Consider the following 19601-nt stretch of genomic DNA (forward strand, 5'->3'; position numbering starts at 1 on the left):
CTCCGCCAACTACCCTTCAAAAAACCGCAGGACGCGGTTCTCTGTCAGCTCAAGGAACGACCATGTCCCTCTCCATCGTCCACAGCCGCGCCCAGGTCGGCGTGGAAGCGCCCGCCGTCACCGTAGAAGTCCATCTGGCCAACGGCTTGCCATCGCTGACCATGGTTGGGCTACCTGAAGCGGCCGTGAAGGAAAGCAAGGACCGGGTACGCAGCGCGATCATCAATTCAGGTCTGCAATTTCCGGCGCGGCGTATCACCTTGAATCTCGCCCCGGCCGATTTACCGAAGGACGGCGGACGGTTCGATCTGGCGATTGCCCTGGGGATTCTGTCGGCCAGCGTGCAGGTCCCAACATTGACGCTGGATGATGTGGAGTGTCTTGGGGAGTTGGCACTGTCGGGCGCGGTGCGGGCAGTTCGGGGTGTGTTGCCCGCTGCGCTGGCAGCGCGCAAGGCCGGACGCACACTGGTGGTGCCGCGAGCGAATGCCGAGGAGGCCTGCCTGGCTTCAGGGCTGAAAGTGATTGCGGTGGATCATTTGCTGGAAGCCGTCGCACATTTCAATGGCCACACGCCTATCGCGCCCTATGCTTCCAATGGTTTGCTCTACGCCAACAAACCCTACCCCGATTTGAATGAAGTGCAGGGGCAACTCGCGGCCAAGCGCGCGTTGCTGATTGCGGCCGCGGGAGGTCATAACCTGCTGTTTAGTGGTCCACCCGGCACGGGAAAAACGTTGTTGGCGAGTCGTCTGCCGGGGCTGTTACCACCATTGTCCGAGAGCGAAGCACTGGAAGTCGCAGCGATTCAATCCGTCGCCAGTTGTGTGCCACTGAGCCATTGGCCACAGCGCCCCTTCCGACAGCCACACCATTCCGCTTCAGGCCCGGCACTGGTGGGCGGCGGCTCTAAACCGCAACCCGGCGAAATCACCCTCGCCCACCATGGTGTGCTGTTCCTCGATGAACTCCCGGAATTCGACCGCAAGGTGCTGGAGGTATTGAGAGAGCCACTGGAATCCGGCCACATCGTGATTTCCCGCGCCAAGGACCGCGTACGCTTCCCGGCGCGCTTTCAACTGGTCGCCGCGATGAATCCCTGCCCCTGTGGATATCTTGGCGAGCCGAGTGGCCGCTGTTCCTGTACGCCGGACATGGTTCAGCGCTATCGCAACAAACTGTCGGGGCCGCTGCTGGACCGCATCGATCTGCATCTAACCGTAGCCCGGGAAAGCACGGCGTTGAACCCGATCAAAACCGGTGACGACACGGCCAGCGCTTCTGCCCTGGTCGCCCAGGCCCGGGAGCGCCAGCAACAGCGTCAAGGCTGCGCCAACGCCTTTCTCGACCTGCCAGGGCTACGCCAGCATTGCGCGTTATCCAAAGCCGATGAAGGCTGGCTGGAAAGCGCCTGCGAGCGACTGACCCTTTCGCTTCGTGCCGCTCACCGCCTACTGAAAGTCGCCCGTACCCTGGCGGATCTGGAACAAGTAGACGCTATCGGTCGCAGCCACGTCGCCGAAGCACTGCAATATCGGCCATCAGCACCCAGCTAGAGACGCAACAGGTTGGCACCGGATGCACCCGTTCGTCCCAAGCGTCTGGTTTTTCGCCCAATGATGACATCAGCCGGGTAATAGCCCGGAGCAAAAGGGTTAACGATAGACAGGATGACGGCGGCAGAGCGCCACCACCTGCTCACGCACGTGATGCCCGACCTTCTCGCTGTTGCCATTTTCCAGGGCGTCCAGTACGTCGCACAACCAGCCCGCCAATTGTTCACATTCGATCACGCCGAAACCACGGGTGGTGATGGCCGGGGTACCGATGCGCAGCCCGGAGGTCACGAACGGTGAGCGCGGGTCGTTGGGCACCGAGTTCTTGTTGGCGGTGATGTAGGCATTGCTCAGGGCCGCATCGGCTTCCTTACCGGTATAAGGCCTGTCGGACAGGTCGATTAGCATCATGTGGTTATCGGTGCCACCGGAGACGATTTTGTAACCCCGCTCTTGCAGCACGGCCGCCATGGCCCGGGCGTTGATCACCACCTGCGCCTGATAGGTTTTGAACTCGGGCCTCAGTGCTTCCTTGAAAGCGACGGCCTTGGCGGCGATCTGGTGCATCAATGGGCCGCCCTGGACACCCGGGAATACCGCAGAATCGAGCTTTTTGTAGAATGCTTCATCTTGCCCCTTGGACAAAATCAAGCCACCCCTTGGGCCCCGCAGGGTCTTGTGCGTAGTGCTGGTGACCACATGGGCGTGCGGCAATGGGTCCGGGTATTCTCCCGCGGCGACCAACCCGGCGACGTGGGCCATATCGACCCAGAAAATGGCGCCGACCTTGTCGGCAATGGCCCGCATGCGCGCCCAGTCTTTGTACCGGGAGTAGGCAGAAAAACCACCGATCAGCATCTTCGGCCGGGTTTCCAGGGCGATACGTTCCATCTCGTCGTAGTCGAGAAAGCCCGTCTGCGGGTCAAGGCCATAAGGAACGATCTTGTAATGACGGCCCGAGAAATTTGAAGGGTTGCCATGGGTCAGGTGCCCACCCTGAGCCAGGTTCATGCCCATCACCGTGTCGCCGGGATTGATCAAAGCCAGGAATACCGCGGCGTTCGCCTGTGCACCCGCATGTGGCTGCACATTGGCGTAGTCACAGTTGAACAGGGCCTTGACCCGCTCGATGGCCAGGCGCTCGGCCACATCGACATACTCACAGCCGCTGTAGTAGCGCTTGCCTGGATAGCCTTCGGCGTATTTGTTGGTGAGCACGGTGCTCTGGATTTTCATCACCAGAGGGCTGGCGTAATTTTCGGAAGCGATCAGTTCGACGTGGTCTTCCTGACGATGTTCTTCGTTATGAATCGCCTCACACAGCTCGGCGTCGAATGCTTTAAGGGTCAGTGTTGTGTCGTACATATGAAGGGGTCCTTGGTTGGGAAAGTAAGCCGGTTTACGAGAAGAGCCGAGTAACACGCACTGCGATGTCGTCGATCTGCGAGTCCTCACAGATCAACGGCGGCAACAATCGGAGGGTGGTGCCGCGAGTCACCGTTATCAGCAGGCGTTGTTCATCCCGCGCCCGGCCGACCAGTTCGGCACACTCACGGTTCAGTTCGATACCGACCATCAGGCCCAGGCCGCGAATGGAAACGACCTCGCTGTGATTGCCCAGCGCCTCCTGCAGCGCAGCCAGCAGCCGACGGCCAGATGTGGCTGCGCGCTGCGGGATGTGATCGCGCTCCATGATGTCGAGTACGGTGCATCCCACGCGGCAGGCCAGGGGGTTACCGCCGAAAGTGGAGGCATGATGGCCCGGGGAAAACAGTTCAGCGGCCTTACCCCGAGCCAGGCATGCGCCAATGGGAAAGCCATTGCCCAGTGCCTTGGCCAGCGTGATGACATCCGGCACTATCCCCGCGTGTTGGAAACCAAACCAGGCACCGGTGCGGCCCATCCCGGTTTGCACTTCATCGACCATCATCAGCCAATCGTGCTCGTCGCACAGTTGCCGCAGAGCCTGCAAATAACTGGTGGATGCGGCATGCACACCGCCCTCACCCTGCACGGGCTCGACCAGTACCGCGACGATGTTGGGTGATTGCGCCGCCACCTCGCGGATCGCCTCGATGTTGTCGTAAGGCACCCGTAGAAAGCCTGGCATCAAAGGCTCAAAGCCACGCTGCACGGCCGGGTTCCCGGTGGCTGCGAGGGTGGCCAGGGTGCGACCGTGAAAGCTGTTTTCCATCACTAACACTTGTGGCTGTGCCACGTGCCTGGCGTTGGCGTGCAGCCGGGCCAACTTGAGCGCCGCTTCGTTGGCTTCAGCCCCCGAGTTGCAAAAAAAGGCGCGTTGCATGCCCGACAAGACGCACAAACGCTCACTCAACTGCTCCTGCCATTCGATGCGAAACATGTTGGTGGTGTGCAGTAACTGGCTCGCTTGCTCGGCAATGGCGGCGGCGATTTCGGGGTTGGCATGCCCGAGACTGGTTACCGCCACACCGGCGATTGCATCCAGGTATTCGACCCCGTGCGTGTCCCACAGAGATGCCCCTTGGCCTCGACTGAAGGAGACCGGCTGGCGAGCATAGTTGTGCATGAGGTACGAGGGTGCAGAGGACATCGGATTGGCTTCCTGTAGAGCTGGATCAAGATGTTTAAGGGGGGTGTCAGCGGCGGCTACTCATTACTTCCCGGGCGGGCATCCGCGGTCGGCCAGTAGTAGGCATCCGGCATGGCACGTGCGCCGAAGATGGCCTGACCGACACGCACCACGGTGGCCCCCTCTTCAATGGCGACTTCGAAATCACCGGACATGCCCATGGACAGTTCCTCCAGCCCGACGCCCGCCGGGGCGTGCTGGCGCAAGCGCTCGCGCAGTTCGCGCAGCCGCACAAAGCAAGGGCGGACACGGACCACGTCAGCCGAAAACAGCGCCAGTGTCATCAATCCACGCACCCGTAACGCCGGGAACGCCGGCAGGGCGTTCAAAAAGTCCGCGACGGCTTCGGACGCCAAGCCATATTTGCTGGCTTCGCCGGAGGTATTGACCTGAACGAACACATCCAGCTGGCGCCCCTCGATGTGCAGGCGACGATCCAGGGCCTCGGCCACTCGCAAGCTGTCCAGCGCCTGAAACTCACTGGCAAAACGCGCCACCTGCTTGGCCTTGTTGGTTTGCAGGTGGCCGATAACCGACCATTGCAGGTCGGCCAGATCGGCCATGGCTTGTGATTTGCGCTGCGCTTCCTGAACTTTGTTCTCACCCAGTAGCCGGCAGCCGGCGGCGTAAGCCAGACGCAGATGAGCTTCATCAAAGGTTTTGCTGACCGGCAACAGGCGCACACTCGCCGGATCACGTCCGACCCGCAGACAGGCGTCAGCAATTCGCTGCTGCACGGCTGCCAGGTTGCGGCGAAAGTCCTCGACGCTGGTGGCCTGTGGGTAACGGCCATGACGCTCGTGCAGGGTGACGGTTTCTTCCAATTGATCGAGCATCAGTGGGTGGCTCCTTTACTCGTCACAACAACGTCGGCAGCCGGAATGACCACCGCCTCGCGACGCGGCAAGCGCCCATTGAGTAAGGCGTAGGCCGCCAGACCAATCAGCAATCCCCAGAACGCCCCACCGATCCCCAGCAAGGTGATGTTGGCGGCAGACGCCAGAAAGGTGATCAGCGAGGCTTCGCGGGTTTTGACGTCAGCCATGGCGCTGGCCAGGCTGGCGCCGATAGTGCCGAGCAGGGCCAGCCCGGCCAGCGTCGTAATGAAGGAGGCCGGTAACGCCATGAACACTGCAGCGAGGGTCACCCCGAAAATCCCGACGAGGATATAGAACACCCCCGCGGCAACCCCGGCGATCCAGCGCTTGGACGGATCCTCCGAGGCTTCCTTGCCGGTGCAGATAGCCGCAGTGATGGCGGCGACGTTGAAGGCGTGGGAACCAAAGGGCGCCATCAGCAAGGAGCCCAGCCCTGTGACCGTCAGGATAGGGTTGGCGCTGGTGCTAAAGCCATCGTTGCGCAGCACCAGCATGCCCGGCATGTACTGGCCAGTGAGGGTGATCAGAAACAGCGGCAGCGCCACGCTGAGCAGCGCATTGATCGAAAACTCAGGCTGGGTGAATACCGGTGCCGCGAATTGCAGCGCCAGCCCCGACAGTTCTACACGGCCCTGCGTCAGAAGAAACGCCAGCCCCAGCACCAGAATGCCTACCACCGCGTAGCGCGCGGTAAAGCGCTTGAGCGCAACGTAAGCGGTAATCAGCAACCCGACCAACACGGGGTCAAGACTCATGCCACCAAATGCGCCTATACCGAACTGCAACAAGATGCCGGCCAACAGGCCCGCAGCCACACCCGGCGGAATCAGGCGAATGACTTTTTCGAAGCAGCCGGACAAACCCAGCAGCACGAAGGCGGCGGCCGAAATAATGTACGCACCTACTGCCTCGGCGTAGGGCGTGGTGGACAGCGCGACGACCAGAAAGGCCGCAGCGGGTGTCGACCAGGCAGTAATAATCGGCTCGCGGCTCACCCAACTGAGAAACAGCCCGGTAATGCCCACGCCAATCGACACCGACCATACCCACGACGCCGTCAGCTCTGGGCTGAGCCCGGCCACTTTGGCGGCCTGAAAGACCAGGATGAATGTGCCGCCATAATTGACGATGACTGAAATCAGCCCGGCGACAATCGGATGCAGAAGGTCGCGTAAACGCAGGGGCGATGGGGATGCTGAAGAAGACATGATTGCTTTGCTCCTTGCAAAACGAGGTGTTTGCCCCGGGTGAGGGAATTTATAGCGCTGAAATGGCATGTTTTGCCCCTACACTTTCTTGTAGAAGGCCAGACCACTTACCAGACCGCTTGCTGTGACTGAAAAGCGATCCCTGCCTCAGCCATGCACGCGGGCAAAATTCTTCATGAAGTCGCTCAATGCCTCGACCGCCTGCAGCGTGACTGCGTTATAGAGACTGGCTCGCATCCCGCCGACCGAGGCGTGCCCTTTTAGTCCATTGAGCCCGGCCTGTTCGGCCCGTTGCATAAAGGTCTTTTCCAGCGCTGCATCGGCGAGCAGGAATGGCACGTTGTTGATCGAACGAAACGGTGCCTGCACGCTGTTGCGGTAAAATCCATCACTGTCGTCGAGTGTGCGATACAGCAATTGGGCCTTGGCCTGGTTAAGCCGGTGAAGGGCGTCGAGGCCGCCGCTGCGCTTGATCCATTTGAGCGTCAGGCCGGTGAGGTACCAAGGAAAGGTCGCCGGGGTGTTGAGCATCGACTGGGCGTCGTTGATGCGCGCGTAGTTGAGTATGTCCGGGGTAAACGTCTGCGCGGCATCCAGCAACGCCGGGTCGACGATGACCACCGTCAGTCCGGCCACTCCCATGTTTTTTTGCGCGGCGGCATACACAAGGCCATGTTTAGCCACGTCAATCGGCTTGGAAAGCAGGCTTGAACAGGCGTCGCACACTAAAGGCGCCAAACCATCAGGCGCCTCGACGAATTGCAGGCCATGTACGGTTTCGTTCTCGGTGTAGTGCAGGTAGGCGGCGTTCGGGTTGAGGTTCCAGTCCGACACCTCGGGGATGCGATCAAAACCAGACGCCTTGCTGCTGGCGACGATGCGAACGTCGCAATAGCGCCGGGCGGCCTCGATGGCCTTGCCTGACCAGAGACCGGTATGCAGATAGTCTGCCGTGCGCTTATCCCCCAGCAGGTTCATCGGCACCTGGGCAAATTGCAGCGAGGCGCCCCCTTGCACGAACAGCACCTTGTACTCGCCGGGCACCTGCAAAATCTCCCGCAGGTCGTGCTCGGCCTGGTAGGCAACCTCCATGAACACCTCGCAGCGATGGCTGATTTCCATCACCGACATGCCCGTACCCGCGAAGTCAAAAAACTCCTCGTGCGCTTGCCTGAGTACTTCCATCGGCAACGCGGTTGGGCCTGCGCTGAAGTTGTATGACCTGGCCATAGCTGAGTAACCCCTGTTCAAAATTGCTCGCAATGCACGTGATCGCCGAGCGCAAAGGCAGTGGCGAGGAGCGGATTCTACGGATAGGATGGCCTGCCCTTGCAGGCCAATTTATTCAATCGAGGCAGACCGCATGGCGAAAACGTTCGAACTGGAAACGCTGAAAATGCGCCTCAACGATGTTGAGTTTCAGCTATTGGATCTGCACCAACGGATTCAGCGCGCACTGCGTGCATTGATCCTGGAGGGTGCCCTTGACCCAGGCTTGAAGCTGCCCGCGACTCGGGTCTTGGCCAAGTCACTCGGGATTGCCCGCGACACCGTTGAGAACGCCTACGTGCAACTGCACCGCGACGGTTTTATCGTGCGGCGCGAGGGGGCTGGCAGTTATGTCTGCGAAACGCTGGGCACCGAATTGCGCGGCGCAGCGCGCCGACGCATCAAGGCGCAAGAAGTCAAAAGCAGCCAGGCGGCACCGGGGGCGGGATTGAGCCAGCGCGGGCGGATGATCTTCGCCAGTGGCGGCGTTACCGATCAGCAGGTGATCAAGGCGTTTGCAACTGGCCTGCCGGAAACCCGCACCTTCCCCACCGATGTCTGGGAGCGCTTGCAACGCCAGGTGATGAAGGACTATCGCGCCAACGTGCTGTTGCATGGCGACCCGCAAGGTGCCGAGCCGCTGCGCAAGGCGATTGCCACCTACTTGAACCTCGAACGCGGGGCCAAATGCTCCCCCGACCAGATCATGGTATTGAGCAGCACTCGCCAGGCACTTTTTCTGTGTGCGCAGTTGTTGGTGGATGCCGGCAAACCGATCCTGCTGGAAAACCCGGGCTACTATGGCGCCAAAAAGGCCTTTGAAACCGCCGAGACCAAGGTTCTGCCCATCGATGTCGATGAACTGGGCATACGCACTGACCTGCTATACGCCGACCGCAGCGGCGCCAATTGCGTCTATGTCACGCCGTCTCATCAATACCCCACCGGCGCGACCTTGCCACTGGAACGTCGTCTTGAGCTGATCAACTGGGCCGCAGAGAAGGGCAAGTGGGTCATCGAAGATGACTACGACAGCGAATTTCACTACGACGGGCAACCGACCGCCTGCGTACAGGGCCTGGACAAGTACCAGCGTACGCTCTACATCGGCACCTTCAGCAAGACCCTCTACCCCGGGTTGCGAATGGGCTACATGGTATTGCCCCACGAGTTGATCAAAGCCTTCACCTACGCGCGCAGCATGATGGACGGCCACACGCCACAAATCCTCCAACTGACCCTGGCGCGCTTTATGGAGGACGGCCATTACAACGCCCATGTCCGGGCCATGCGCAAGCTGTATGCCGGACGCCGTTCCATCATGCTCGACGCGATCGGCAAGCACTTGGACGGCATCGTTACCGCCTTGCGCCCGCCCGGCGGCCTACAAATTCCCTGCCTGCTGCACGATGGCTGGTCTGAGGAAAAAACCATCCGCCAAGCGGCCAGCGCGGGCGTACAGCTTTCCGGTCTGAGCCGGTTGTATGCCGGCGAGGAGAAGAAACAAGGCTGGCTATTGGGTTACTCATCCCTGACCGCTTATGAAATCGAAGCGGCCATGCTGCGCCTGGCCAATGCCCTGAAAACCCGGTAGGGCAATGTCTGACGACTAGTGGCCCAAGGCATAGTTCATCAACAGGCGTTGCGTCTGGGCGGCAATCCGCGCGCGTTTCATCCCTTTGGCGCAGGCGACAACGTCTACCTCAAGACGGGGTTGCAACGGCTCGGCCATGACCGTATTGAGCGGCTTGAGCCTCAGGGTTTGTAGTGCCCTGTATCGGCCGGGTTGGTTGCTATCAGGCATTGGAATTCCTTTTCAGGCAAAAAGCGCAGGCGGTTAATAAGGCAGTCTGAAACGCTTCGTCAGGCCAGCAACGCCTTCACGAATGGACCTCTCCGTGCGGCTGTCGATGGTTCCGCTACGCACTCCGCCGAGCAGCGCGAGGATCATGTCGCCGATCTCCCGGAATTCATCGACACCCATGCCACGCGACGTGCACGCCGCACTGCCCAGGCGAATACCGGAAGTCACCGTCGGCCTGGCCTCATCGTTGGGCACGGCATTTTTGTTCACGGTGATGCCAATCTGTTCCAGGGCGTGTTCGGCGACATCGCCCGCGAGATCCCAGGGCCGAAGGTCAATGACGCCCAGATGACAGTCGGTGCCGCCCGAAACTATCGACAATCCACCTTCGGCAAGTCGGCCACACAGGGCCTGGGCATTGGCAACGACGGCGTGAGCATAAGTACTGAAAGAGGGCTGCAGCGCCTCACCCAGCGCGACCGCTTTTGCCGCAATGACGTGCATCAGCGGAGCGCACTGGAGGCCGGGGAACACCGCTGCATTGATTTTTTGCGCTATCGCTTGCTCATTGCACAGGACCATCCCGCCACGTGGCCCGCGCAATGTGGTGTGCGTGGTGGTGGTGGTAACGTGAGCGAACGGCACCGGCGACGGATAGGCGCCACCGGCAACCAGGCCGGCTACATGGGCGATATCGGCCATCAGGAATGCGCCCACCTCGTCTGCAATGGACCGAAACCGGGCAAAGTCCAATATGCGCGAGTAGGCCGAGGCGCCGACGATAATCAACCGGGGCCGCTCTCGCCGGGCTATCCGCTCGACCTGGTCCATGTCCACTTGATGGGTGACAGGATGCACCCCATAACTCAGAGCCTGAAACCAGCGCCCGGACATGTTGAACGTCGCGCCATGGGACAGATGCCCGCCGGCCTTGAGGTCCAGCCCCAGGATCTTGTCGCCCGGCGCCAGCAACGCCAGAAACACCGCCTGGTTCGCCTGACTACCCGAATGGGGCTGCAGGTTGGCGTAGGCGCACTTGAACAGCCGCTTTGCGCGCTCGATGGCGATGTCTTCGATCGCATCGACATTGCGGCAACCGGCGTAGTAGCGACGCCCCGGATAGCCCTCGGCATGCTTGTTGGTCAATACCGATCCCTGAGCCTCGAGTACGGCGCGGCTGACGAAATTCTCGGCGGCGATCAGCTCGATCGAGTGCATCTGGCGCAGGCGTTCGGTGTCGATTGCGCGCCAGACATCCCGGTCCGCCTGGGGCAAATTAGCGCCACTGACAATCGGCAGCGCGTGCCCGTCCATATGAGCGAAATGCGGCATTTTGACTCCAGTCGGTAAATGTCGAATAGCAAGCTGCACCTGCCTGCGGTCTTATCAACTGGCGACTACCCTATCGGCTAACGGACTGACGAGATATACCATTTCGTGCGGGCTCTACAGACCACTTTGGGCGCAGTGCTGCTTCGAAGCATGTACGCGGGGGCGAAAACGCGAGGGCTCTGACCTTTTTAAAGTGGTCTGGTTGTCCCGCCAGTAATGGACTATCAAGCAAGACCATGACGTGCTTAAGATCTGCGCCGAGCCGACCCGGCCCTGTATTTTTCTACCGCCAGCAGGCAGCGACTCAGCCGGATCAGCAGGACACTTCTTGCCAGAGCGTTGATGCTCAGAGAACAGGTTTAGCCATGTCGATTGTTCGTATTGGACTGCTTCCTCAGGTAGCAACAGCGCACTTTGTCAGCCATTTGCACATCATGGTGTTGGCGGCCCTGTTTCCCGTGCTGCCGGATTTTTTTGGCGCGGGTTATGTGGAGCTGGGCCTGGCCCTGAGCATCTTCAACATCGTCACGGCACTGGTGCAAGCCCCCATGGGCTTCGCCGTCGATCATTACGGGGCCAGGCGTTTGCTGATTGCCGGCGTTGCCTTGGGCAGCATCAGCTTCCTGCTGATTGGACTGTTCCCGAGCTACAGCTGTTTGCTGATTGCCATGACGTTGGCCGGTATAGCCAACGCCGTCTACCATCCGGCCAACTATGCATTGCTCTCTCAAGAGATCAATCCTGCCCACATCGGCAAGGCGTTCTCTGTCCATACCTTTGCCGGCTTTTTGGGCGCCGCCATCGCACCATTGTTTCTGCTGGGGATTGCAACCGCGAGTGACCCGGGCCTGGCATTCGTTGGCGCCGCACTGGTGGGTTTTGTCGCGTTGGGGCTGTTATTGATACCCGGCTCAGGGCTGGCACGGGTTGCCCAGGTGCGCCGCCCACTCGAGCCTGCACTCAACATTGCCAGCAACCGACGGCTGTCACTGCTCTCGCCGATGATCCTGAGCCTGACCTTGCTATTCGTGTTGTTGAATTTAAGCACCAGCGCGATTGAAAAATTCTCCGTCGCGGCCCTGATGCAAGGGCAAGGTGCAACGTTGCCTTGGGCCAATTCGGCGCTGACGGCATTCCTGTTTGCCAGCGCCTTTGGCGTGCTGGCCGGCGGTGCACTGGCCGATCGTACCCAGCGTCATGGGGTGGTTGCCGCCACCGCTTTTGCACTGGCCGCCGTGTTGACGGCCATCGTCGGCACGGCCAGCTTGAGCGAACTGGCACTAATCTTCGCTCTTGGCGCCGTAGGGTTTCTGACGGGGTTGATCGCACCGTCGCGCGACATGCTGGTGCGGGCGGCATCACCCAAGGGGGCTGAAGGCAAAACCTTCGGCATCGTCTCCACCGGTTTCAACATCGGTGGCGCAGTCGGGCCCCTCGGCTTCGGTTGGATGCTGGACCAAGGGCACCCCACGGCCATCTTCTGGGCCAGCGTGACATTCATGAGCCTGACCGTCGTGCTGACTCTGATGCAAGAGTGGTACCTGGCAAGACTCAGAAAAACGAAGCCACTGCTGGTGGCCTTTTAATGACTTGGGACAAGGTTTGTGCCGCATTCTTGCAGCAAACTTGAAGGGCGGATACCTGCCGGCATCGCCCTACCCCGCACTGCCACTGCTACTTCTGGCATCCGGCCCCGCAACGAGAGCAGATGAAAAAAACCCCGCAGACTTGCTTCCCTTTACGGCGCGGGGACTGTGGCGGTGAGGGATGTTTAAGCAATGACTGCAGCGTTAACGCTTTAAAAAATAGCCTGACCCATGGGAGCTAAAACATGGACCGTTCGAACTGTGGAACCGATGACGTGGTTCAAAACATGCTGGCAAAGTTATCCGGACTCTGGGAAACCCGCGCCGCCGTCAACAATGACCAAGTGGATTACCGGAACCTTGCCTTCGACCCGGCCAAGCAGGACTTCAGTGTCTCCCTGCTGCCTTTCCGTCATCACCAGGCATGGCGCGAAGCCCCTGAAGAGCTGCAATCCAAGTGTCTCTCCTATGCCTGGGGAATCTATAACCTCAAAACCATCTACATCGAATGCGATGTGGTGGTGCCCGCTTGCGAGGACATTATCAAGACGCCGCCGCCGAGCCAGAATCGCGCACTGCTGCAGGATGTGATGTCCCAGGCGCTGCTGGACGAGGCGCTGCACACGCGCATGTCGATCATGGCCTGCAACTACATCTACGACATGCGCGCACTCGCGCCATTGGACTTTCGTGACTTCAATCTGGTGACCTGGCGCGAAGGCCTCCTGGCCGACTGCAATGCCGAGTGGGAGCGCCGCCTGACGCGCTTCGGCATCGCGTGCGCCAGTGAGACTTTGATCACCGACTACCTCAAGACCATGGCTGAAGACAATAGCATCCAGTCCATCTGCCATGAAGTCACGCGCACCCATGCCATAGATGAATGGAGCCATTCCAGTGTCTTCAGCTTCGTCGCCTCTGACATCGTTCATGGCCTGAGCCGCAAAGAGCGTGAGTACCTGCGCTCGGTCATTCTCAAAACCGTGCAGATGTTCGCCAACAATGAAATGGGCGCGTGGTCCACGGTGTTTTCGATGTTGGCGTTTCCCCACGCCAGAGACATCCTGCATGACGTGGGCGATAGCAACGAGATCAGCGTCTACACCGGCTCGGTCGAAGCCCTGATCAACCGCATCGGACTGACCGGCAACGGCCTTGGCAGTGCTGATAACGCCCTTGAAACCTTACGCGAAAAGGTCCGCGCATGAACAGCATCACCCTTCAGGCGCGCTGTGAGCGCGTGACCACTGAAACGACGGGCGTGAAGGTGTTCGCCCTGCGTGCGCAAGGCGCCCATGCCGAGTTTCTCCACAGCCTGGAACCCGGCAAACATGTGGCCCTGCATTACCCGAACACAGCGGGCACTCAGCACCAGCGGCTGTATTCGATCACCCGCAAACAAGGTGCGGATCTGTTCGAAATCGCAGTAAAGCGCGAAGGCCGCGGCGGGGTTTCGGACCATCTGCATGCCACCTTGCAGGAAGGCTCGATAGTGCCGATGCAATTTGTGGCCGGGGAGATTTCCCTGGCGTCGATCGTCGGCTGTCAACAGGTCGGTATGCTCGCTGGCGGCATAGGTATCACCCTGCCGATTGCCTTGCTGCGTGGGCTGCTCGAGCGTTCGCGTCGCGGGTTATCGGTGCCCAGGGTCGCATTGCTGCTGTGTGTACCGACCATTGCCGAGATTCCCTTCCTTCACGAGTTGCTGGAGCTGGAGCTGACCACGTCCTGGTTCGCCTTGCAGGTGTTCGTCACCCGCGAGACAGTCAAAAGCAACGGGCACTTTACGTCGGGCCGCCCTGGTGCCGAAGACTTGAGCTTTCTGGGTATGCCAGAGGCCGTGGTGATTTGCGGCAGCCATCGCTTTGCCCAAGGCTTGCGCGAGCACACTCTGGCGATGTTTCCCGCAAGCAAGCTCCTGATCGAGTCATTCACACCCCCGGCGGCAGCTGTAGCGACAGAGCAGTCAGATGCCCAGGCGCCAGGCTCGGTACGATTGCACCTGACAGATAGCGATCAGATCATTGAAGTGCCCGCAGGCAAGAGCCTGCTGGATATGCTCGAATCCAACGGTATTGCGGTGCGCAGCCTGTGTCGGGCCGGTATCTGCGGCAATTGCCGGATCAAGGTGTCGGACGGTGAATACACCCTCGAGCCAGACTTCTGCCTCAGTGATCAGGATAAGGACGAAGGGTATGCGCTGGCGTGTTGCACCTTCCCCCAGTCCGGGGCGGTCAAGGTAGGCCTGAACCCACCGGCCTGAATCATCTCCCTCTACTTCTTTCACAAGTGAGTTTTCCATGAAAACTGCAATTGCGTTGCGCCACATTCACTTCGAGGACGTTGGCACCCTTGATACCGTAATCGCCGAGCAGGGGTATGAGCTGCGTTACCTCGATCCCACCCTCGACACATTGAACAGCGCTCAGGTGCAGCAGGCCGATTTGCTGATCGTGCTCGGAGGTCCCATTGGCGCCTATGACGAACAGCTCTATCCGTTTCTTAAAGATGAGATGGCGCTGGTGCGTCAGCGCTTGCAGTCCGGCAAACCCATGTTGGGTATCTGCCTGGGTGCGCAACTGATCGCTCGTGCCCTGGGCGCCAGGGTGTATCCGCTGGGCGTCAAGGAGATCGGCTTTTCACCACTGACCCTGACCCCGGCGGGGCAGGATTCGGTGCTGGCCAAACTGGAAGACACGCCCGTGCTGCACTGGCACGGCGACCAGTTCGATATTCCCGAAGGTGGCGTGCATTTGGCCAGTACCGCTGTCGGCGCCCATCAGGCGTTTGCGGTGGGGCGCAACGTCCTCGGCCTGCAATTTCACCTGGAAGCCGATGTGCGCAAGCTCGAACAATGGCTGGTCGGTCATGCCAGCGAATTGGCGCAGGCCGGTATCACTCCTTGCGCACTGCGGGACGCTGCTGCAGCCGTCGGCGATCGGCTGACCCACGCGGCACACGCGGTACTTAGCGATTGGCTGAGTAACCTGGATGACCACGCGTCGGCCTGAAAGTGGTCTGCTTTGCTACCGGCAACCGGACTAGCAGACCACTCCATTTTCGCCGTATAAATCGGCCTGCAAGCCATCTTGACCAACATGACTCCCGAGGAACCAAGGAAGATTGAGAAGGCCCTGTCGGCGAGTCATCAGCCGTCTCACCACGGCCTTCTCATCACTCACCCAAACCAGGGTTTCACGTTTTGGTGGGTCAAGAAGTACGTTTTTTTATACCTATAAATGCAAGGATGAGGAGTCAAGAATGATCGTAGTTTTGTTTGAGTTGCAGGCACTGCCAGGTCAAGGCGAGACCTACGTTGACCTGGTAAACAAGCTGACGCCGATGCTCGAACCCATGGACGGCTTTATTTCGGTCGAGTGTTTTCAAAGCACGCTGAACCCCAAGAAAGTCATGTCGGTCACTACCTGGCGTGATGAGGAAGCCGTGGTGCAGTGGCGCAACGTGACCGCACACCTGTCGGCGCAGAAAGCGGGCCGCGACAAGATTTTCGATGACTACCGTGTACGTGTGACCTCGGTGATCCGTGACTACGGATTGCGTGATCGTGAACAGGCCCCCTACAACGAAGTAATCGACGGCGAACCCGCCAAAACAACCGCCGAGGCGTAGGGCCCAGGTTCTACCAGGCAGGACTCTTTACGCAATCCCGGGAAACACAGAAACAAGAACGCCGGTTTAATGGATGTTGTACTTGCGATCAAACACATCCAGAACCGGCGTTCTTATGCGCGAATCAATACTCTCCTTCCTTTTGGGAGGGCATGGGAGAGGCTCTTGCCCCTTAGAGCTGTCCATCGACTGCACAAGCAAGTCGATGGCATTACCCGTGAACACTTGGCCGATGCGCTGCAATATCGGCCGACAACGCTCTAGTCGACGTTACCCCTTGGTGAGATCAACCAACGGCGTCTGCCGCACCTCAGTTTCCCGCCCACCCTGAATCTCGCTCACCTGCTTCAACGCCTTATCCACAGCCGCCTTATCCGCCAGCAAGCTGTAGTTGATGCGGAACTGCTTCTGTTCCTTCGGCCCGATCGTCGGCACCAGGTTCAATGGCCGCTGATACCGGCGGTTGTAGGAAAAACTCGTCCCCGGTTCCAGCCCCGTGACATAGCCCTGCCCTTGGGTATCGGTGTTTTTCCACAGGGAGAACACGGGCAGTGTTTGCGTATTGAAGCCGACCGAGACGCCCAGGCTGCCGGCCTTGTTATGCAGCACGGTCAGCGTATCGCCCTTGGCATCGGCATACGGCACCACGTTGTAAACCGTTTCGTCGTAGTCCTTGGTCGGTGCGCGGTAGGTTTGCCAGTCCGGCAGATCGCCCTTGGCCTTGTCGTTGAACGGCGACACTTGTTTCACCGGCGCAGCGAAGCGGGCGCCCTGCTCCAGGAATGGGGTGCTGAAGTTGCTGTGATACAGCGCCTGGTATTCCTTCGGATAGTCGCCGTTGTTGGTCAGGGTGTCGTTGAGGGCGAACGCTACGCTGCCGGGTTCGGTGACCAGTTCGGTGGCGACGGAGAAGTCGACTTTCTTGAACGCCTGCTCCTTCAGCTCGCCGCGCAGGGTGATGGCATACGGCGGTTTTTCGTCGATGTGCAGGGTGACTTTGTTCGCCGGGATGTTAGCGGCGCGACCGTGCAGGGTCAGCAGTTCGCCGTTGTCCATGCCGGGGTGACCGACCCATTCGTAGCCGCAACGGGTGACCAGTTCATTGAAACCTTCCAGCCAGCCCAGACCACCACGGCCGTTGAGTTCGATGAAGGATGGATTGACCACTTCCTTGACCGGCGAATCCCAGCCCATGCGCACATCACCTACAGACGCTTGTAGGACGTTCATGCCGCGAGTGGGCACCACCGAGAGTTTCATCGTGCCGTTATCGATGTCGACGATGCTGACGCCTTCCTGCCGACCGCCGTGCAAAGTGCGCAGGGTCACGCTGAAGGGTTTGTCGGTTTTTGCCCCGAGTTGCTGGCTGGTGATTTGCCAGTTCTGGGCAGCTTTATCGGTGTCGAGCAGGACGTAGTCCCAAGCCATGGCCTGGGAAGCAGCGGACAGTGCGCTGAGAGCAACGAAGAGTTTGAGCGGAGTCATGGCAGCAGCCTTTCTTGGAGTTGTGCCAATTTTATAGACTTGAAGAAACGTTTCAGCAAGCATAAAAATCGAGACACTGGTGCTAAATGCCAAGGAATACCACTAGACAGGAATTGATCCGCAGATTTGGGGCAAATAGGGAATGGAGTCGATCCCTTCGCGAGCAAGCCCGCTCCCACATGATCTCGGGTGTTCACAGGTACTGTGTTCGCCGCAGATCTACTGTGGGAGCGGGCTTGCTCGCGAAGGCAATTTCAGAGGCGACTCAACGAAACCGGTCAACCTCATGCCGCAAATCCGCCGCGAGCTTCTCCAGCTCCTTGGCAGTCACCGCCAGGTTCGACACCACTTCTCGCTGTTCACTGTTCGCCAAAGCGATGCTTTGCAGGTTGCTGCTGAGCAAGGTCGCGGTGCTGCTTTGTTCCTGGGTCGCGGTGGTGATGGCGGCGAATTGTTGACCGGCCGAGCGGCTTTGTTCATCGATCCGCGCCAGCGCCGAGGCAACGTTGGCGTTGCGCGACAAACCTTCCTGCATCAGCACGTTGCCTTGCTCCATGGTGCTGATGGCGTTGCCGGTTTCCTGCTGGATGCTTTGAATCATCCCGGAAATTTCGTCAGTGGCCTGGCGGGTGCGTGAGGCCAGGTTGCGCACCTCATCGGCCACCACCGCAAACCCACGGCCCTGCTCACCGGCGCGGGCGGCTTCGATGGCGGCGTTGAGCGCCAGCAAGTTGGTTTGCTCGGCGATCGCGGTAATCACCCCGACAATGCCGCCGATTTCCTGGGAGCGCTGCCCCAAGGTATTGATCACCGTCGCGGTGCTGTTCAGCGCGCCGGCGATTTGCTCCAGGGATGAGGACGCTTCGTCCATCGACGTACGACCGATCTGAGTTTGCTGTGCGTTTTCCTGCGCCAGACGCTGGGTGTTGCCCATGTTGTCGGCGATGTTCAGCGAGGTGGCGCTGAATTCTTCTACGGCGCCGGCCATGCTGGTGATTTCGCCGGACTGCTGTTCCATCCCTTCATAGGCACCACCAGACAAACCGGATAACGCTTGGGCACGGCTGTTGACCTCTCCCGAGGCTTTACGGATGTGCTCGACCATGGTCGACAGGGCCTGGCTCATCTGGTTGAAGGCGCGGGCAAGTTGACCGATTTCGTCATTGCTCGACACGTTCAGGCGAACACTCAAATCACCAGCGCCCAAGGCTTCAGCCTGACGCACCAGATCACCCAGTGGCGCCAGTTTGCTGCGCAGCAACCAGACCGCCGCACCGACTGCCAGCAACATCGCCAGCAGACTGCCGATCGCCAATTGAATACCGACGCTCCAAGTCACGGCGCGGATTTCGGTTTTCGGCATGCTCGCCACCACCGACCACGGCCCGCCTTCGAACGGCACGGCAACACTGTAAAAGTCTTGCGACTTGTCGTTCCAGAAGTCGCCTTTGCCCGGTGTCTTGGCCAAACCGACGATGCTCGGGACCGCTTGATCCGGCGCTTGTACACCGGCAATCGGCACCAGCCATTTGCCTTGTTCATCCAGCAACGCCAGAGAACCGGTCTGGCCGATGCGGAAGCGTTTGAGGTTGGCGAACTGCGCGTTCTGCGCGTCGGTGTAATCGAATCCTACGTACAGCACGGCAATGATCTTACCGCTGCTGTCACGTACGGGAGTGTACTGCGACATGTAGAAGCGTTCGAAAAGCAACGCTCGACCCACGTAGCTCTGCCCCGCCATTAAACGGGCGTAAGCCGGGTTCGCGTGGTCGAGCAGAGTGCCAATGGCGCGGCTGCCATCTTGTTTGGTGACATTCGTGCTGACCCGAATGAACTCCTCACCACTGCGCACGAACACGGTCGCCACGCCTGCGGTCATCTGCTTGAACTCGTCGACTTCTGCGAAGTTGTTGTTCAACACTTCACTGCCCAAGTGCAGGCCCGGGGTCTGCACACCCGCCACGGTCACCGGCTCATCCGGATGCACGCTCAAACCGGCACTGAAGCGCTTCTCGAACAGGCCGGCCAGGCGCTGGGTACTTTCACGCAAGGTGCCGTGAAAGGTGCTCAACTGATCGGCCAGCAAGCGGGCCTCACTGGCCAGATGCTCTTCGCGGGTGGCGAGGTTGGCCGAGTCAAGCGAGCGCAGGGCGAATACTGTGCTGCCGCTGATGACAATCGCCAGAATCACGGCAAGCGCAAGACCCAGCTGTGAGGCAATCCGAGCACGAGGTTGAGACAT

Annotated in this window: 16 protein-coding genes; 7 read left to right on the forward strand and 9 right to left on the reverse strand. The window is 59.8% G+C overall.

What is annotated here, in order from left to right:
- The first annotated feature begins 62 nt into the window (after positions 1–62).
- Positions 63–1556: a YifB family Mg chelatase-like AAA ATPase gene (locus AB3226_RS13695; RefSeq protein WP_367373429.1), complete on the forward strand. Its 1494-nt coding sequence runs from the start codon at positions 63–65 to the stop codon at positions 1554–1556.
- A gap of 99 nt (positions 1557–1655) precedes the next feature.
- On the opposite strand, the gene glyA is transcribed toward AB3226_RS13695, so the two are convergent.
- From glyA to serC, 5 genes are all read right to left on the reverse strand, one after another.
- Positions 1656–2921: a serine hydroxymethyltransferase gene (gene glyA / locus AB3226_RS13700; RefSeq protein ID WP_367373430.1), complete on the reverse strand. Its 1266-nt coding sequence runs from the start codon at positions 2919–2921 to the stop codon at positions 1656–1658.
- Positions 2922–2955: 34 nt separating this feature from the next.
- Complete coding sequence (locus AB3226_RS13705; RefSeq protein ID WP_367373431.1) at positions 2956–4128, reverse strand: aspartate aminotransferase family protein; 1173 nt, start codon at positions 4126–4128, stop codon at positions 2956–2958.
- Positions 4129–4184: 56 nt separating this feature from the next.
- Positions 4185–5003, reverse strand: coding sequence for a YggS family pyridoxal phosphate-dependent enzyme (locus AB3226_RS13710; protein ID WP_367373432.1), 819 nt, complete (start codon positions 5001–5003; stop codon positions 4185–4187).
- Entirely contained in the window at positions 5003–6253 is a 1251-nt protein-coding gene (locus AB3226_RS13715; protein WP_367373433.1) for a benzoate/H(+) symporter BenE family transporter, read from the reverse strand. Before AB3226_RS13715 ends, AB3226_RS13710 begins: the two co-directional genes overlap by 1 nt.
- A 147-nt stretch (positions 6254–6400) precedes the next feature.
- Positions 6401–7483 carry a 3-phosphoserine/phosphohydroxythreonine transaminase gene (serC, locus tag AB3226_RS13720; protein ID WP_367373434.1) on the reverse strand — a complete coding sequence of 361 codons (1083 nt, stop codon included), beginning with the start codon at positions 7481–7483 and terminating at the stop codon, positions 6401–6403.
- A gap of 133 nt (positions 7484–7616) precedes the next feature.
- On the opposite strand from serC, the gene AB3226_RS13725 reads away from it, so the two are divergent.
- Positions 7617–9116, forward strand: a complete 1500-nt coding sequence (locus tag AB3226_RS13725; protein WP_367373435.1) for a PLP-dependent aminotransferase family protein — start codon at positions 7617–7619, stop codon at positions 9114–9116.
- Positions 9117–9131: 15 nt separating this feature from the next.
- On the opposite strand, the gene AB3226_RS13730 is transcribed toward AB3226_RS13725, so the two are convergent.
- Both AB3226_RS13730 and AB3226_RS13735 read right to left on the reverse strand, forming a co-directional pair.
- The gene (locus AB3226_RS13730) at positions 9132–9326 is read right to left on the reverse strand and encodes a hypothetical protein (RefSeq protein ID WP_367373436.1); all 195 of its coding nucleotides are present in this window, start codon (positions 9324–9326) and stop codon (positions 9132–9134) included.
- 33 nt (positions 9327–9359) lie between these two features.
- On the reverse strand, positions 9360–10658 hold the full coding sequence (locus tag AB3226_RS13735) for a serine hydroxymethyltransferase (protein ID WP_367373437.1): 1299 nt from the start codon (positions 10656–10658) through the stop codon (positions 9360–9362).
- Positions 10659–11023: 365 nt separating this feature from the next.
- On the opposite strand from AB3226_RS13735, the gene AB3226_RS13740 reads away from it, so the two are divergent.
- The 5 genes from AB3226_RS13740 to AB3226_RS13760 all read left to right on the forward strand — a co-directional run bounded on the left by AB3226_RS13740 (position 11024) and on the right by AB3226_RS13760 (position 15874).
- Positions 11024–12244: an MFS transporter gene (locus tag AB3226_RS13740; protein WP_367373438.1), complete on the forward strand. Its 1221-nt coding sequence runs from the start codon at positions 11024–11026 to the stop codon at positions 12242–12244.
- Positions 12245–12489: 245 nt separating this feature from the next.
- A complete protein-coding gene (locus AB3226_RS13745) occupies positions 12490–13452 on the forward strand; it encodes a diiron oxygenase (RefSeq protein WP_367373439.1) in 963 nt (320 codons plus the stop codon).
- The gene (locus AB3226_RS13750) at positions 13449–14507 is read left to right on the forward strand and encodes a 2Fe-2S iron-sulfur cluster-binding protein (RefSeq protein ID WP_367373440.1); all 1059 of its coding nucleotides are present in this window, start codon (positions 13449–13451) and stop codon (positions 14505–14507) included. Before AB3226_RS13745 ends, AB3226_RS13750 begins: the two co-directional genes overlap by 4 nt.
- A gap of 37 nt (positions 14508–14544) precedes the next feature.
- Complete coding sequence (locus AB3226_RS13755; protein ID WP_367373441.1) at positions 14545–15255, forward strand: glutamine amidotransferase; 711 nt, start codon at positions 14545–14547, stop codon at positions 15253–15255.
- Between the two features lie 250 nt (positions 15256–15505).
- Positions 15506–15874 carry an antibiotic biosynthesis monooxygenase gene (locus AB3226_RS13760; protein WP_367373442.1) on the forward strand — a complete coding sequence of 123 codons (369 nt, stop codon included), beginning with the start codon at positions 15506–15508 and terminating at the stop codon, positions 15872–15874.
- Between the two features lie 270 nt (positions 15875–16144).
- On the opposite strand, the gene AB3226_RS13765 is transcribed toward AB3226_RS13760, so the two are convergent.
- The gene (locus tag AB3226_RS13765; protein WP_367373443.1) at positions 16145–17359 is read right to left on the reverse strand and encodes an aldose 1-epimerase family protein; all 1215 of its coding nucleotides are present in this window, start codon (positions 17357–17359) and stop codon (positions 16145–16147) included.
- A gap of 265 nt (positions 17360–17624) precedes the next feature.
- Positions 17625–19601 (reverse strand): methyl-accepting chemotaxis protein, encoded by a 1977-nt coding sequence (locus tag AB3226_RS13770; RefSeq protein ID WP_367373444.1) that lies wholly within the window; start codon positions 19599–19601, stop codon positions 17625–17627.

It is taken from the genome of Pseudomonas lini (assembly GCF_964063345.1).
GTDB classification, from domain to species: domain Bacteria; phylum Pseudomonadota; class Gammaproteobacteria; order Pseudomonadales; family Pseudomonadaceae; genus Aquipseudomonas; species Aquipseudomonas lini_B.